The 15,124-nt window shown below is 60.1% G+C and carries 12 protein-coding genes; 5 read left to right on the top strand and 7 right to left on the bottom strand.

The window, feature by feature from the left end; all coding sequences use genetic code 11:
* Nucleotides 1-15: 15 nt before the first annotated feature.
* Nucleotides 16-1,035 carry an L-tyrosine/L-tryptophan isonitrile synthase family protein gene (locus KGB18_RS14505; protein ID WP_223570137.1) on the bottom strand — a complete coding sequence of 340 codons (1,020 nt, stop codon included), beginning with the start codon at nucleotides 1,033-1,035 and terminating at the stop codon, nucleotides 16-18.
* Nucleotides 1,036-1,377: 342 nt separating this feature from the next.
* Between KGB18_RS14505 and KGB18_RS14500 the strand changes: the two genes are divergently transcribed.
* On the top strand, nucleotides 1,378-1,818 hold the full coding sequence (locus KGB18_RS14500; RefSeq protein ID WP_201062500.1) for a carboxymuconolactone decarboxylase family protein: 441 nt from the start codon (nucleotides 1,378-1,380) through the stop codon (nucleotides 1,816-1,818).
* 9 nt (nucleotides 1,819-1,827) lie between these two features.
* On the opposite strand, the gene KGB18_RS14495 is transcribed toward KGB18_RS14500, so the two are convergent.
* Nucleotides 1,828-3,420, bottom strand: coding sequence for a DHA2 family efflux MFS transporter permease subunit (locus KGB18_RS14495; protein WP_123720404.1), 1,593 nt, complete (start codon nucleotides 3,418-3,420; stop codon nucleotides 1,828-1,830).
* On the bottom strand, nucleotides 3,417-4,538 hold the full coding sequence (locus tag KGB18_RS14490) for an HlyD family secretion protein (protein WP_223570136.1): 1,122 nt from the start codon (nucleotides 4,536-4,538) through the stop codon (nucleotides 3,417-3,419). Before KGB18_RS14490 ends, KGB18_RS14495 begins: the two co-directional genes overlap by 4 nt.
* A 287-nt stretch (nucleotides 4,539-4,825) precedes the next feature.
* Here KGB18_RS14490 and KGB18_RS14485 point away from each other — a divergent pair, with 287 nt between their 5' ends.
* The 3 genes from KGB18_RS14485 (at nucleotide 4,826) to KGB18_RS14475 (ending at nucleotide 8,868) form a co-directional block, all read left to right on the top strand.
* Nucleotides 4,826-5,326, top strand: a complete 501-nt coding sequence (locus KGB18_RS14485) for a sigma-70 family RNA polymerase sigma factor (protein WP_007907700.1) — start codon at nucleotides 4,826-4,828, stop codon at nucleotides 5,324-5,326.
* 40 nt (nucleotides 5,327-5,366) lie between these two features.
* Nucleotides 5,367-6,341 carry a FecR family protein gene (locus tag KGB18_RS14480; RefSeq protein WP_201121404.1) on the top strand — a complete coding sequence of 325 codons (975 nt, stop codon included), beginning with the start codon at nucleotides 5,367-5,369 and terminating at the stop codon, nucleotides 6,339-6,341.
* A gap of 97 nt (nucleotides 6,342-6,438) precedes the next feature.
* Nucleotides 6,439-8,868, top strand: coding sequence for a TonB-dependent siderophore receptor (locus tag KGB18_RS14475; protein ID WP_223570135.1), 2,430 nt, complete (start codon nucleotides 6,439-6,441; stop codon nucleotides 8,866-8,868).
* A 158-nt stretch (nucleotides 8,869-9,026) separates the two neighbouring features.
* Here KGB18_RS14475 and KGB18_RS14470 read toward each other — a convergent pair whose 3' ends face one another.
* Complete coding sequence (locus tag KGB18_RS14470; RefSeq protein WP_123720400.1) at nucleotides 9,027-10,178, bottom strand: MFS transporter; 1,152 nt, start codon at nucleotides 10,176-10,178, stop codon at nucleotides 9,027-9,029.
* Between the two features lie 170 nt (nucleotides 10,179-10,348).
* On the opposite strand from KGB18_RS14470, the gene KGB18_RS14465 reads away from it, so the two are divergent.
* Nucleotides 10,349-11,341, top strand: a complete 993-nt coding sequence (locus tag KGB18_RS14465; RefSeq protein ID WP_223570134.1) for a diaminopimelate epimerase — start codon at nucleotides 10,349-10,351, stop codon at nucleotides 11,339-11,341.
* Nucleotides 11,342-11,442: 101 nt separating this feature from the next.
* On the opposite strand, the gene codA is transcribed toward KGB18_RS14465, so the two are convergent.
* The 3 genes from codA to KGB18_RS14450 form a co-directional block, all read right to left on the bottom strand.
* Entirely contained in the window at nucleotides 11,443-12,687 is a 1,245-nt protein-coding gene (gene codA, locus KGB18_RS14460) for a cytosine deaminase (protein ID WP_123720398.1), read from the bottom strand.
* Between the two features lie 13 nt (nucleotides 12,688-12,700).
* Nucleotides 12,701-13,972, bottom strand: a complete 1,272-nt coding sequence (gene codB, locus KGB18_RS14455; RefSeq protein WP_123720397.1) for a cytosine permease — start codon at nucleotides 13,970-13,972, stop codon at nucleotides 12,701-12,703.
* A 243-nt stretch (nucleotides 13,973-14,215) separates the two neighbouring features.
* On the bottom strand, nucleotides 14,216-15,040 hold the full coding sequence (locus KGB18_RS14450; RefSeq protein ID WP_123720396.1) for an alpha/beta fold hydrolase: 825 nt from the start codon (nucleotides 15,038-15,040) through the stop codon (nucleotides 14,216-14,218).
* Nucleotides 15,041-15,124 lie beyond the last annotated feature (84 nt).

Genomic DNA, 15,124 nt, shown 5'->3' with positions numbered 1-15,124 from the left:
GGGCGATGGGACCTGTCAGTCTTCGGTTGCTTGCGCTGGCTGGGCGTTGGCGTAGCGACGCAGGACATAGTAGAACGGCCGGCCATTCTGATAGACCAGGTTGACCGGCAGCTTTTCGATGTCGGCGCGGGACATCAATCGGTATTTCTGGCCGTCATCCAGCACAGCTCCATGCCACGGTGTGCGCCAGATGTTGTCGCACTCCATCAGCTTGATGCCGATCTTTTTACTGTGCGGTGGCTGAGGGTGGATCGACAGGCGAATGGCTTCGGGAAACACTTCTTCCACCAATGCACTCCAGGCGTTACTGCGAATGATCACCTGATAAGCGAGCGCCTTGGACTCTTCTTTGAGTTTGTTTTTACTGCAGTCCGGTTTGCGGAACTTGAGATCAGTAAACATGAATCGGTGAATGCCGTTAAATAGGTTAGCGGTTTCCGGGTCGGTTTTAACGGCGGCCTTCAAGGCTTCCAACGGGCGACCGTAGCGCTCGACAAGTTGTTGGCGAATGCGCTCGAAGTTATAACTGTTGAAGTAATCCTCAAGGTTGAACAGTTGAATGTTGTCCAGGCGATGCTCGTCCAGAATATGACGTATTGCCTGTCCATAGTGGGTCACCTCTTCATCACTAACCCCCACGCAGTCAGAAAAGGCCCGACCATCCGAGCAGATGATGATGTTCGCGCCGGGGGGATAGACTGCGGTGATTTTCAGGCATAACTCGTTGAGTTGCTGCAGGCTAAGGTGTTCACCAAGGTCGGGAGCAGAGCCCAGGACCTTCGACAGATTGGGCGACTTGGCCGGGAAGGCGGGCAGAATAAAGCGGATGGGGGCGCCTTGCTCCATCGAGGTCACGATCTTGTGAATGTGCAGTTGCAGGCAAACTTTGCAGGGGAACATCAGGCAGCGGTCATGCTCCTCGGTCAGCCGGCGTTGTCGGTAGATAATTCTAAGAATACTTCTGGCTATTTGCTCATGTTCAGGCAACGGCAGAGAACTTGCGACAGGCAAGTGGTGATCGGTATTCGAGTCCATTCGAATTTATCCTTATAGAAATATTGAAGTTTGATGAGGCGAATTGCCTCTGGAGTGTAACGTTATTGATTTAGTTGGCGAGATGGGTGTGCGCGAGGATTTGTTTTTGTTTATTACGCTTGATGTGCTGTGTCGCTAGCTGGCGGCTGTTCATTGCAGCCAAGACCGGCGTCCTGGCCTGAGTGCAATTAAGTGGCGCAGACCGAGTTCTGGAAACGCTCAAGCCGCAGGTTATTGTTCACGGTGTCCAATGGCCTCCTCGACTTCTGCAATATTGGCTATTTGGCAGGTGGGCTCGGGGCATTAACGTAGCGCCAACCCCACCTGTGATTGGAGCTCATCATGCAACCTCGTATCGATTTCTACACCGCCTCTCCAGACGGCCTGAAAGCCATGATCGCCCTGGAAACCTCCGTCTCGAAGCTGCCCCTGGAAAAGTCGCTGATCGAACTGGTCAAGCTGCGCGCTTCGCAGATCAACGGCTGCGCCTTTTGCATCGACATGCACACCGCCGATGCCATCAAAGGCGGGGAAACGCCACGCCGGCTGTTCGCCGTGACAGCCTGGCGTGAGGCACCGTTCTTCACCGATCGTGAGCGCGCCGCGCTGGCCTGGACCGAATCCCTGACGCAGCTGAGTCTGACCCACGCCCCGGACGAAGACTATGCATTGCTCAGCGCCGAGTTCAGCCCCAAGGAAATGGTCGACCTGACCGTGGCGATTTCCACCATTAATAGCTGGAATCGGCTGGCCGTGGGTTTTCGCAAAATGCCTCAAGAGTAACAATCGAGCTCAATGCGCATCAGCACTCGGCGCGGCCGGTGGTTGTACTTTGCGCATCAAGGGCACCATCGCCGTGGCGAGGATGAAGCAGACCATGATCATCAGGAACGCGTCGCCATAGGTTTGCGTCTGCGCTTCGCGGTAGGTCAGCAGCCATAGCTGACGCAGGCTGGCGGTGACGCCGATGTCACCGCTCTGGCCGAGGGCGGCGAAGTTATTGCCGACCTGGGACAGCCACTGATTCAGCGCTTCGTTGGTGCTATTGAGGTTCTCCGCCAACCTGGTGAAGTGCAGGTTGGTGCGGTCATTGAGGATAGTCGCGCACGCGGCGATACCCATCGCGCCGCCGAGATTGCGCATCAGGTTGAACAATCCCGAAGCATGCTTGAGCCGCGCGGGCGCCAGTCCGCCGAGGGTCAGGGTCACTGCAGGCGGCACTGCCAATTGTTGAGCGATCCCGCGCAAGGCCTGCGGCAGCATCAATTCCTTAGCCCCCCAGTCGTGGGTGATCGGGCTGAAATCCCACATCGACAGGGCGAACAGCCCAAGGCCGGTCATCATGATCCAGCGCAGGTCGATGCGGTTGGCCAGAAAGGCGTATAGCGGAATCGCCAGGATCTGGAACACCCCGGTGGAAAAAACCGCCAGGCCAATGTCCAGCGCGCCGTAGCCACGTACGCGACCGAGAAACAGTGGCGTCAGGTAAATCGTCGCGAACAGGCCGATCCCCGTGACGAACGAAAAGAAACAACCGAGGGCGAAGTTGCGGTCTTTCAAGGCACGCAGATCGACGATCGGATTGGCCACGTGCAGGGTGCGACCAATGAAGGCCAATCCAGCCAGGCCGCTGATCCAGGCAGTGGTCAGAATCGTTCTGTCGCTGAACCAGTTGAAGCGCGGGCCTTCTTCGAGGGTGTATTGCAGGCAACCGAGAAACACCGCCATGAACAGCATGCTCAGGTAGTCGGCACCCTTGAGCAGCGACAGTTCCGGTTGATCGATTTTCACCAGCATCGGCACTGCCACCGCGACGAAAATCCCCGGTACCAGGTTGATATAGAACAGCCAGTGCCAGGACGAAATGTCGGTGATCCAGCCACCGATCACCGGCCCCAGCGTTGGTGCCAGCGAGGCCACGGCGCCGATGGTCGCGGCGGCGATCACCCGTTGTTTACCAGTGAAGAAAAAGAATGCGGTGGTGAACACCAGAGGGATCATCGAACCACCGAGAAACCCTTGCAGGGCGCGGAAGGCGATCATGCTCTGGATGTTCCAGGCCGCGCCGCAGAGCAGGCTGGCTAAAGTGAAACCCACCGCCGAAGCGCAGAACAACCAACGGGTCGAGAACACTCGGGACAGCCAGCCCGACAGCGGAATCACGATGATTTCGGCGATCAGGTAACTGGTCTGTACCCACGCGGTTTCGTCGGTGCCGGCCGAGAGCCCGCCGCCGATGTCACGCAGCGACGCCGAGACGATCTGGATATCCAGCAACGCAATGAACATGCCGATGCACATCGTGGCGAAGGCGAACACCTTGGTCGCCGTCGCCATGTTGGCGGCGTTGAACGGCTGCGCGGGGGCGGCGAGGGCGCGACTCATGGTGTGCTGGCCACGGTCGGGGATTCAGGCTCGGCGCGGGTGTCCACTTCGGCAGTCACCGACAAACCGGGGCGCAGATGACCGAGTACGCCATCGGCCGGGTCCAGCAGGATTCGCACCGGTACCCGCTGAACGATTTTGGTGAAGTTGCCGGTGGCGTTTTCCGGTGGCAGCACGCTGAACTGCGAACCACTGGCTGGCGCGAGGCTGTCCAGATGACCGTGGAATTCCCGCCCCTTGAGCACGTCTGCATGAACGATCACACGCTGGCCCGGCGTCATCCGCGACAGCTGATCTTCCTTGAAATTGGCATCGACCCACAGCCCGCTGGCCGGCACCACCGACAACAGTTGCGAACCGGCCTGGGCGTAAGCGCCGACCCGTGCCCGACGATTGCCGATCACGCCGTCGACGGGTGCCCGCAGCTCGGTGTAGCCGACGTTCAACTGCGCCAGATCACGCTCGGCCCGCGCCTGTATCAACGCGGCGCGCGCTTGCTGTTTCTGGGTTTCAATCACGTTCAATTGGCGTTGCGCGGCCAGCAGTTCGGCCTGGGCCCGGGCACTCTGGGCCTGTGCAGTCTTGAAAGTGGCGTCGGCTCGTTGTGCGCTTTCCACCGAGACTGCATTGCTGTTCACCAGGCGTTTGTAGCGGGCGTTATCGTCCCGCGAGCGCGCGGTTTCGGCGCCCGCGGCATCGATGCCGGCACGAGCCTGGCCGATCACCGCGTGTTGCAGTTGTTCGGTGGCGTCGAGGTTGGCGAGCAACGCTTCTTCAGCAGCCACCGCACCTTCGGCCTTGGTCAGGTTGGCGCGGTAGTCACGGGCATCGAGCCGAATCAGCACATCCCCGGCCTTGACCTTCTGGTTGTCGGTGACCAGCACCTCTTCGATATTCCCCGCAACTTTCGGCCCGATCACCGTGACGTCGCCACCGATGTAGGCATCGTCGGTTTCTTCGATGAAACGGCCGGCGGTCCACCAATGGGTCGCGTACAGCCCCATAAACACCAGCGCCGCGATGGCCGCCGTCAGCAAGATCAACCTTTTAAGCAGGGGAGGTTTGGGTGTGTTCACCGCGACAGCAAGATCGGGTTCAAGGCTGGGCATGCTGGTCATGGAGAAGTACCTGTAAGAAATGATGCTTTATTATGGATGTAATATGACCTAGGTAATATTTGCTGACAAGGGTTTCTGCTGCCGGTCGTCAGGTTGGTTTTGAGTTATAGGACGTATCGCGGACTTCTCTTATCGAACGCCTTGGCCGCCCGCCCTCGGTTTTTGATTCTGATTCAACATCCCATCCAGTCTTCCGACGGGCCACAGCACGGGGGATCGAGGGAATCCATTGCTTCCAGTTAATAGGAAGCATTACTATTCGCGCCTCCTCTCCACAGCACACCGCAATGACCCCCAAGCTGCCCCGCAGACACGGCTTTTTCGAGCATTACGAAGAGTTGATCGGCACCTGGACCCGTCGCCTGAGAAATCGTCAGCAGGCCGAGGACCTGGCCCATGACACCTTCGTGCGGGTGCTTGAGTCCGATTCGGCGGCGGTGCAACAACCTCGGGCGTATTTGCACCAGACCGCGCGCAACATTGCGGTGGACGGTTATCGGCGTGAGGATCGGCGGGGCGCCATGGAGTCCGAGGCGATCGATCACAGTGTGTCGTCGTCCGGCGACCCGGAGCATTTCATGCACGCGATCCAGTTGGCGGATTCCATCGAACGGGCGCTCACCGAGCTGCCGGTCAACTGTCGCAAGGTGTTCGTCTGGCAGAAGATCGAAGGCCTGACCCAGGCCGAAATAGCTGAGCGCCTGGGGCTGTCCAAGAACATGGTGGAAAAGTATATGATCCGCACCCTGCGGCATTTGCGTGATCGCCTGGACGGGTTACAGCCATGATTCGCCGCGCCTTTTCATCCCCGGCCAAACAGGACTTTCCATGATGGATACTCGTGATTGTGCGTGCGGGCAAACAACGGTTCGCGACGACGCGGCGCGGTGGTTTGTGCGTTTGCAGGAACCTGCCGTCAACGCCGAAGACCGGCGAGGCTTCGAGATCTGGCTGGACGAACACCCTCAGCATCGCGACGAATATCAAATGCTCCAGAGCCTGTGGGCGGCGGCCGATCTGCTACCCGCCAAGCGTTTGCACGCCTTGTGCGAAACCCCGCCGGCGCGCAGTAAACGTCGCCCGCTGATGCGTTACGCGGTGGCCGCCAGTGTGTTGGCGATGGCGCTCGGCCTGGGGTTGTTCAGTGGCTTGAATCATCCGGCGACCTACACTGCGGAATATTCCACGGCCCTTGGCGAGCGTCGTCATGTGGCGTTGCCGGATGGTTCGGTGATCGATCTGAACAGCCGCAGCCGGGTGCAGGTGCGCTATGAAAAAGACCGTCGTGGCATCGAGTTGACGCAAGGCGAGGCGATGTTCAGCGTCGAGCACGACAGCAGCCGACCGTTCGTGGTCGAGGCGGGCAGCGGCAAAGTGATAGTCACTGGTACCCGTTTCGACGTGCGTCGCGACAACACTGGAACCCGGGTCGCGGTGGAGCAGGGCACGGTCAAGGTTCAAGGTGACGGTGCCGATTTCGTCAGCCTTACCGCCGGCCTTGGTACTCGCGTCGATGCCTTGGGGAAGGTGGCCGCGGCCTATACGGTCAACCCTGCCGAACTGACCGCATGGCGCAGCGGCAAACTGGTGTTCAACAACGCCAGCCTCAGCGAAGTGGCCGAAGAAGTGTCGCGTTATCGGGAAAAGCCGCTGACGGTCGGTAGCGCCAAAGTGGGCAATCTGCGCCTGACCAGCGTGTTCAAATCCGACAACACCGACGCATTGCTCAAGGCCTTGCCGAGCATCCTGCCGGTAGCCATTCGGACCCTCGATGACGGCAGTCAGGAAATAATTGCCCGATAGATTCAGGTTTTTTTCGAGTTCTTCGTCTACTTGTCCAACTGCAACTGGTTTGCATTAACAGCCGCACACTCTTGCGATCCACAGGACAATGTTCGACGTGAAGAAAACCACCGCTAAAAATAACAAATCATCCTGGCTGCCCCTCGCTCTCGCTCTCGCTTTGGCGGTCAGCGCGGCGCTGCCCCAAGCGTTCGCTGCCGATGCCATTCATATTCAGGCGCAGCCGCTGGGTCAGGCCTTGAGTCAGCTGGGCCAGCAAACCTCGCTGCAGGTTTTTTTCAGCCCTGAACTGGTGGCCGGCAAACAGGCCCCGGCAGTCGACGGCAATCTTTCACCGGAACAGGCATTGCGCCAATTACTGCAGGGCAGCGGTCTGGAATATCAGATCGATGAAGGCTCGGTGACGCTGATGCCAGCTCCGACTTCCGCCGCCAACGGCCCGCTGGAATTGGGCGTGACCGACATCAAAGTGGTCGGCGACTGGCTCGGCGATGCCGATGCTGCCGTGGTGCAAAATCATCCTGGCGCGCGCACGGTGATTCGTCGTGAAGCCATGGTCGAGCAGGGCGCCATGAACGTTGGTGAAGTGCTGCGTCGCGTACCCGGTGTGCAAGTACAAGACGCCAACGGCACCGGCGGCAGCGATATTTCCCTGAACGTTGGCGTGCGTGGCCTGACCTCGCGGCTGTCGCCACGCTCCACCGTGCTCATCGACGGCGTGCCGGCCGCCTTCGCCCCTTACGGGCAACCGCAGCTGTCCATGGCACCGATTTCTTCCGGTAACCTCGACAGCATCGACGTAGTGCGTGGCGCCGGCTCGGTGCGTTATGGGCCGCAGAACGTCGGTGGCGTGATCAACTTCGTCACCCGCGCAATTCCGGAGAAAGCCACGGGCGAAATCGGCACCACCCTGGAAACCACTCAGCGCGGTGGCTGGAAACACATCGACACCGCGTTTCTCGGTGGCACCGCCGATAACGGCATGGGCATGGCGCTGTTGTATTCCGGTGTGAACGGCAACGGTTATCGCAAAAGCAACAACAGCAATGACATCGACGACGTGATCCTCAAGACCCATTGGGCGCCCACCGATCAGGACGATTTCAGCCTCAATTTCCATTACTACGACGCCAGCGCCGACATGCCCGGCGGCCTGACGCAGAAGCAGTACGACGCTGATCCGTTTCAGTCCGACCGCGACCATGACAACTTCAGCGGCCGGCGCAAGGACGTGTCGTTCAAGTGGATTCGGCAGATCGACGACCGCACCCAGGCCGAAGTGCTGACCTACTATTCCGACAGCTTCCGTGGCAGCACCATCGCCGCTCGCGACCAGAAAACCCTCAGCTCTTATCCGCGTACTTACTACACCTTCGGCATCGAACCGCGGGTGTCCCATGTGTTCGATGTGGGTCCGACCACTCAGGAAGCCAGCGTCGGTTATCGCTACCTGAAAGAAGGCATGCATGAAGAGGCGAGCCGTCTGGCACTGGTGAACAATCAGCCGGTGGTCACCCCAACCTCCGATGGCCATGTGTTCCAGGATCGCACCGGCGGCACCGAAGCCCATGCCATTTACATCGATGACAAGATCGACGTTGGCAACTGGACCGTGACCCCCGGCATCCGTTTTGAAAGCATCAGCACTGAATGGCACGACCGGCCGGTTCTCGACACCGCCGGCAGACCTGTGCAGGAAAAACGCCGCAGCATCGACAGCAACGAACCGCTGCCCGCCCTGAGCGTGATGTATCACATGTCCGAGGCCTGGAAGCTGTTCGCCAACTACGAAACCTCGTTTGGCAGCCTCCAATATTTCCAGCTCGGTCAGGGTGGTTCGGGTGACAACACCGCCAACGGCCTGAACCCGGAAAAGGCCAAGACCTACGAGATCGGCACGCGCTACAACAATGACGTGTGGGGCGGGGAAGTGACGCTGTTCTACATCGACTTCGATAAAGAACTGCAATACATCAGCAACGATGTGGGCTGGACCAACCTCGGCGCGACCACGCACCAGGGCCTTGAAGCCTCGGTGCATTACGACATGGCGGCGCTGGACCCTCGGCTCGACGGCCTGACCGCCAATGCCGGTTTCACCTACACTCGCGCCGTTTATGAAGGCGAGATTCCAGGCTTCAAGGGCCGTGACCTACCGTTCTACTCGCGTCAGGTGGCGACCGCCGGCCTGCGTTACGACATCAACCGCTGGACCTACAACCTCGATGCCTTTGCCCAATCCAAACAGCGCTCGCCAGGCACCGCGGTGAACGCTGATGGCAGTTTCAGCGGCAACTACATCACCGAAGGCAGCGCGGACGGCCAATACGGCGACATCCCGGGTTACGTCACCTGGAACGTGCGTGGGGGGTATGACTTTGGCTCGCAATTGTCGAACCTGAAAGTCGGCGCGGGGGTGAAGAATATTTTCGACAAGCAATACTTCACCCGCTCCAGCGACAACAACTCGGGGATGTACGTCGGCGCACCGCGTACGTTCTTTGTGCAGGCCAGCGTCGGGTTCTGATCGACCGAGTTAACTTCATCGCGGGCAAGCCCGCTCCCACATGATCTTTGGCGTACACAAAATCTGTGTTCGCTGAAGATCTATTGTGGGATCTGCGTCGTACACAAACGCTGTGTTCGCTGAAGATCCTTGTGGGAGCGGGCTTGCCCGCGATTCTTTTAAACCTTCAACACCTTCCCACCAATCGCCACGGCCACCAGCAACACCGCCATCAACCCAAAGGCAAAGCTCAAGCTGCTGCCATGGGCGATAAAGCCGATCACCGCAGGCCCGGCGAGAATTCCTGCATAACCCAGAGTGGTAATGGCCGGCACGGCAATGCTTTCCGGCATGACGGTCTGTTTGCCCACGGCGGTATAGAGCACCGGCACAATGTTCGAACAGCCAGCGCCCAGCAGCGCATACCCCACCAGTGCCGCTTCCCAGCTCGGTGCAAACGTCGCCAGTGCCAGGCCCGCCGCGGCCGTCAGGCCACCAAACACAATCACTCGTGTAGCACCGAGGCGCCGGACAATCGCATCGCCGGTCAAACGCCCGACGGTCATGGTCAGCGCAAACGCCGCATAACCCAGCCCTGCATACGCCGTGTCGATTCCGCGCTCCTGTGCCAGGAACACTGCGCTCCAGTCGAGCGCCGCGCCTTCGGCCAGGAACACGATGAAACACATCCCGCCGATAAACAGCACGATGCCATGCGGTACGGCAAACGCCGGCCCGGAGCTTTCGCTGCCATAGGGCAACAGATGCGGCGCGGCCTTGAGCAATGCCACCACCAGCAGCACGATCACCACCAGCATCGCCCCCAGCGGCGACATCCCCAAACCGAGCAGGGCGCTGACACCCGCAGCACCGACGATTCCGCCAAGGCTGAACAGCCCATGAAACCCCGACATCATGGTCTTGCCGCTGGCCCGCTCGACGATCACCGCTTGCAGGTTCACCGTCGAATCCACCGTGCCCAGGCCCGCGCCGAACATGAACAACGCCGCGATCAACGCCGGAATCGAAGACACCGTCGCCAACAGCGGCAGTGCCGCACAGATCAACAAAGTCCCGCCGCTCAACACCCGACGACAGCCAAAACGCGAAGCCAGAATACCGGCCATGGGCATCGCCAGAATCGAGCCCACCCCCAGACACAGCAGCAACAGCCCGAGGGTTCCTTCATCCAGCCCGGCCCGCGCCTTGGCGTAAGGCACCAGCGGCGCCCAGGCCGCGATGCCGACCCCGGCGATGAAAAAGGCGATGCGTGTGGACATCTGTTCCAGACGTCCGGGGACGAAGGTGGCTTGGGTATTGAGGTTGGTCATATCAATCCTTGGCAAAAAACGTCGCGTCCCCAAGGGACAGTGAACAACCACAAAGGGTTCGATCATCATGTCCGGGTGGAATCGCAGTCAGGCAGGGTGACATCCTTGCACAGCCAGCCGTTGTTTCGCGATATCGTCGACGCATCAATTGTTCATAGAGAGGGGGTGCCATGACGCGAATGTACGATGCTCGGGGCAATATCTACGCGGTGGTGGCGCCCGATGCGCTGCGCAGTAGCGGTATCGACCTGCCTGAACAGGCCAGCCATGCTGCGCAAACCCGTGAGGCGTGGACGTTGTCGGCCATCGAGGCATTCTGCGCCTGGGCCCCCGGTACACAACCGCCCGGCAGCAAGGCGCATCGCTGCGATGGTCTGCTGGTGGGGCCGTTTCAATCGTCGCCGCCTTTTGATCTGCTGATCGTCAACACCGACGGCACCCTGGCCGAGCGCAGTGGCAATGGCTTGACGATTTTTTCCCAGGCCCTTAGGGAGCAAGGGCTGATGCCGAAGGAAGAGGCCTGTCTGCTCCGGGTTCATCACGACAAAAGCGATGCGGTTTCGCCGGTGGAGACTTCAGTGAAACCGGCTGAAATCGATGGTGTGCAAGGGTTCTGGCTGGATCTGGGACAGCCATCGTTCGGGCCTGAAGCGGTGGCTGCGCAAGGGGTTGAACCCGTGACGTTGAAGGGGCGCGAAGTCAGTCATGTGCGGCCATTGTCGGCGCTCGATCCTGCCTGGAACCGCAGCCAGTTCGTGCGTATCGGCAATCCGCATTGCGTGACGTTGGTGACAGGCGCCGATACGTTGCCGAGTAACACGCAGATGCGCGAGCCAGAATTGGCCGAAGGATTGACCCGCATCGCTTACGCCATGCCGACCGGGGCAGGGCAGCCGTGTGTGGCAGGGGTGAACCTGCAATGGGCGATGCTTGAATCCGAGGGGCGAATCGTTGCGCGGGTGTTTGAGCGTGGCGAAGGGCCGACCGCCTCGTCGGGCACCAGCGCCAGTGCGGTGGCGTGTGCGGCGTGGCGCGTGGGTTGGGTGGCGGCGGGTGAGGTGAAGGTGGTCATGCCTGGCGGCACGGCGCCGATTTTGCTGGAGGAATTGGATGGCGAGTTGAGTCGGGTGAGGTTGTTTGGTACGGCGCGGTTGATGGGGTGAATTCAACATCGCCATCGCGGGCAAGCCCGCTCCCACAGGTTCAGCGTGATCCCTGTGGGAGCGGGCTCGCCCGCGAAGAGGCCCGTCTGGTCAGCGACTTTCTAAAGCTGATCCGCCCATTCCACCACCGGCATCTGCCGCTTCATCAACACCTTGCCACCCCGCACCGAGTACAGCGGCAAACCCTGGCTACGAATCACCTCATAATCGCTGTCCGCCGACAGAATCAACAGATTCGCCGGTCGCCCTTGTTCCAGCCCATAACGATCACCCAGGTTCATTGCCTTGGCACTGTTGTCGGTCACCAGATCCAGCGCGCTCTGCAGATTGCGATAACCGAGCATATGGCAGATGTGCAACCCAGCCTCGAGCACCCGCAGGATGTTGCCGTTGCCCAGCGGATACCACGGATCGACAATCGAATCCTGGCCGAAACACACGTTCATTCCCGCTTCGAGCAACTCATTCACCCGGGTCACGCCACGGCGTTTCGGGAAGTTATCGAAGCGTCCTTGCAGGTGAATGCTTTCGGTCGGGCAGGAGACAAAACTGATCCCCGAATGCCCGAGCAGGCGAAAGAGTTTGGCGCAGTAAGCGTTGTCGTAAGAGCCCATGGCCGTGGTGTGGCTGGCGGTGACGCGTGAACCCATGTCGCGGCTGCGGGCCTCTTCGGCCAGCACTTCAAGGAAGCGTGAGTGCGGGTCGTCGGTTTCGTCGCAATGCACGTCCACCAGACAACCGGTGCGCTCGGCCAGGTCCATGAGGAACTTCACCGAGCTCACGCCCTGATCCCGGGTGTATTCGAAATGCGGAATGCCCCCGACTACATCGGCGCCCAGACGGATCGCTTCTTCCATCAGCTCTCGGCCGTTGCGATACGACTCGATGCCTTCCTGAGGAAACGCGACGATTTGCAGGTCGATCAGATGATGGCTTTCCTCGCGGACTTCGAGCATTGCCTTGAGCGCGGTCAGTTCCGGGTCAGTGACGTCGACGTGGGTGCGCACATGCTGAATGCCATGGGCGGCGAGGGTCTGGATGGTCTTCTTGGCACGGGTCTTGGTGTCTTCCTGGGTGATGGTCGCCTTGCGCTCGCCCCAGCACTCGATGCCTTCGAACAGCGTGCCGCTCATGTTCCAGCGCGGCTCGCCGGCGGTCAGGGTGGCGTCGAGGTGAATATGCGGCTCGACGAAGGGCGGCACCACCAGATTGCCGCCGGCGTCCAGGTCATCAGGCCCCAGGGACGGGGCTTCGGTTTGCCGGGCAATGCTGTGAATCAGGCCGTTTTCCAGGTGCAACTCATGCAGGCCTTCTTGGTTGCGCAGGCGGGCGTTGATGATATGCATCAGGCGAATCCTTTTAGAGATCTTGTAGTGGTGCGTCGGCGGTACGGGCACCCAGTACCCCGGTCAATAGCACATACGTTAGCGCGGCTACGGCAATCCCTACCAGCGGCGCGACCCACGGCGAGCTGAAGGCGGCGACTGTGCCGACCGCATAAGCGCTCAGTCCCGGCCAGTTGAACGCGGGCAGCCGTGTGTCGGCCAGACGTGGGTAGCGGCCCCGATAGCGGAAGAAAAAGTCGGCCATGATCACTCCGCCAATCGGCGGAATCACTGTGCCCAGCAGAATCAGGTAAGGCACCAGCATGTCATACATGCCCAGCAGTGCCAGCAGTGTACCGATCACCGCGCCGGCCAGGGTCACGGTTCTGCGTCGGCCGGTGCGCAGCAGGTTGCAGCCAGCGACGGCGAAGTTGTAGATGGTGTTGTCCTGGGTGCTCCAGATGTTGAGCAGCAACATCGCCATCGCGGCCATGGCGAAACCTTGCAACAGCAGCACTTCGACCACGTCCGGTTGCTGATAGACGATGGCCCCATAGGCACCGATCAACACCATCAGACCGTTGCCGACGAAGAAGCCGATCAGGCTCGCCAACACCGCAACCCGTGCTGAACGGGAGAAACGTGTCCAGTTGGTTGCTTGCGTCGCACCGCTGACGAACGTGCCGAACACCAGGGTAATCGCGGTCGACCAATCCAGCGTTCCCGTCGGAACCACCGCGAGCAAGCCCTCGAGCCCGCCGACCTTTACTGTTGCGACCCACATCGACAGCATCAGCAGCAACATCATGGCCGGCACGGCGATGTACGACAGAATCTCCAGCCCGCGATAGCCGATGTACGCCGTCGCGCAAAAGCCCAGGCCGAACAGCACCATCAGCCCCAGAACGGTGCCGTCGCTCAGTTCGAAATATTTACCGAGTACCACGGCTGCCGTCGCGGTGCCCCAGGCGTACCAGCCGATCTGGGTGAAACCGAGGATCAGGTCGCTGAGTTTGCTGCCCACTTCACCGAAGCAGAAACGTCCCATCAGCACCGAGTTGAGGCCGCTCTTGAAGGCGATGTAGCCCAGCCCCGCGGCATAGATCCCCAGCAGCAGATTGCCGACGATAATCACCGCCATCATCTCGCCGAAACTGAACGCCACACCGAGCTTGCCGCCGGCAAACATGGTCGCGGTGAAGAAGGTAAAACCCAGTAGCACCATGGCGGTGGAGGCAAGTCCCTTGCGGGCATGCATCGGGACTTCGTTGAGGGGGTAATCGTTGCCCGAATCGTTCTGCGTCATGTGGCGTTCCTTGCTGGATGGAGGACGCGGGGGGTATTGCAGTGCTCGTGCCAATGGCGCGAGGGTGTTGTTATTTATAGACGAGCAGGCGGATTTGACCCGGAGAGGGCTCGAAAGCGGTGCGGGGTTGAGTCAAATTGGAACATTTATGGTGTTGCTGGAATTGCCAAGATCGCAGCCTTCGGCAGCTCCTACACCGATCTCTGTAGGAGCTGCCGAAGGCTGCGATCTTTTGATTTTTGATCACCCTGCCAACGGCAAAAACCGCAATATCGCCGCCACAATCGCCTCCGGCGCATCCTCCTGAACCAGATGCCCGGCATTGGCAATGGCGTGAAACTGCGACCCCGCAATCATCTGATGCAGCGTCTGGCCGCGCTCAATGGGAATCCATTGATCGTCCTTCCCCCAAAGAATCTGCACCGGGCAGCGAATCGTCGGGTACAGCCCCTCGACCTCACGGGTATAACGTTCATCCATCTGCGCGATCTGCCGGTAGAACGCCGCTTGTCCCGGGTCTCCCAGCCAAGGCTGCACATAGGGCGCCAGCTCATGATCGGGAATCTCGCGCTTGATCGCGCCGCGAATATAGGCCGGCACAATTGCCTGCTGAATGTAATCGGGCAGTCCACTGAACGCGGCTTCATGCTGACGCACATGCTGCACGAACGGCGATCCCCAGGGCGACAGCGCCACTGGGTCGATCAGCGTCAGGCTGCGGTAATCCTTGCCGTTCAGCAGATGCGCGCGCAACGCGGTGGCGCCGCCGAAATCGTGGGCCACCACGTCTGGCCGTTCCAGGCCCCAGTGCTCCAGCAATTGCGCCAACAGTTGATTCTGTACGCCCAGCGACACGTCGCCGTCCGGCTGAGTGGATTGCCCGTAACCCAGCAGATCGAAGTAGTGCACCCGGTGCGTGGTGATGAAGTGCGGCGCAATCCGGTGCCACACATAAGAAGAGAAGGGCGTGCCATGCACGAACACCAGCGGCGGACCGTCGCCACGCACGGCGTAGCGCACGGAATGCCCGTTGAAGCGATAGGTCTGAGCCAGCGGCCAGTCAGCCATGGGAGCGTCCTCTTGGCATGTGCGAGCCAAGAAGCATAGGCATAAAAAAACAGCCATTGAAGGCTGTTTTTATATTCACTGACG

This window comes from Pseudomonas sp. BF-R-26 (assembly GCF_019947395.1).
In the GTDB taxonomy this organism is placed as follows: Bacteria; Pseudomonadota; Gammaproteobacteria; order Pseudomonadales; family Pseudomonadaceae; genus Aquipseudomonas; species Aquipseudomonas farris.
The sequence above is the reverse complement of the archived record's forward strand: the minus strand, read 5'-3'. Positions and strand labels throughout refer to the sequence as shown.

Coding starts and splice junctions, on each gene's coding strand:
- KGB18_RS14505 (WP_223570137.1), bottom strand. CDS start 1,035: ATGGACTCGAATACCGATCACCACTTGCCTGTCGCAAGTTCTCTGCCG.
- KGB18_RS14500 (WP_201062500.1), top strand. CDS start 1,378: ATGCAACCTCGTATCGATTTCTACACCGCCTCTCCAGACGGCCTGAAA.
- KGB18_RS14495 (WP_123720404.1), bottom strand. CDS start 3,420: ATGAGTCGCGCCCTCGCCGCCCCCGCGCAGCCGTTCAACGCCGCCAAC.
- KGB18_RS14490 (WP_223570136.1), bottom strand. CDS start 4,538: ATGACCAGCATGCCCAGCCTTGAACCCGATCTTGCTGTCGCGGTGAAC.
- KGB18_RS14485 (WP_007907700.1), top strand. CDS start 4,826: ATGACCCCCAAGCTGCCCCGCAGACACGGCTTTTTCGAGCATTACGAA.
- KGB18_RS14480 (WP_201121404.1), top strand. CDS start 5,367: ATGATGGATACTCGTGATTGTGCGTGCGGGCAAACAACGGTTCGCGAC.
- KGB18_RS14470 (WP_123720400.1), bottom strand. CDS start 10,178: ATGACCAACCTCAATACCCAAGCCACCTTCGTCCCCGGACGTCTGGAA.
- KGB18_RS14465 (WP_223570134.1), top strand. CDS start 10,349: ATGACGCGAATGTACGATGCTCGGGGCAATATCTACGCGGTGGTGGCG.
- codA (WP_123720398.1), bottom strand. CDS start 12,687: ATGCATATCATCAACGCCCGCCTGCGCAACCAAGAAGGCCTGCATGAG.
- codB (WP_123720397.1), bottom strand. CDS start 13,972: ATGACGCAGAACGATTCGGGCAACGATTACCCCCTCAACGAAGTCCCG.
- KGB18_RS14450 (WP_123720396.1), bottom strand. CDS start 15,040: ATGGCTGACTGGCCGCTGGCTCAGACCTATCGCTTCAACGGGCATTCC.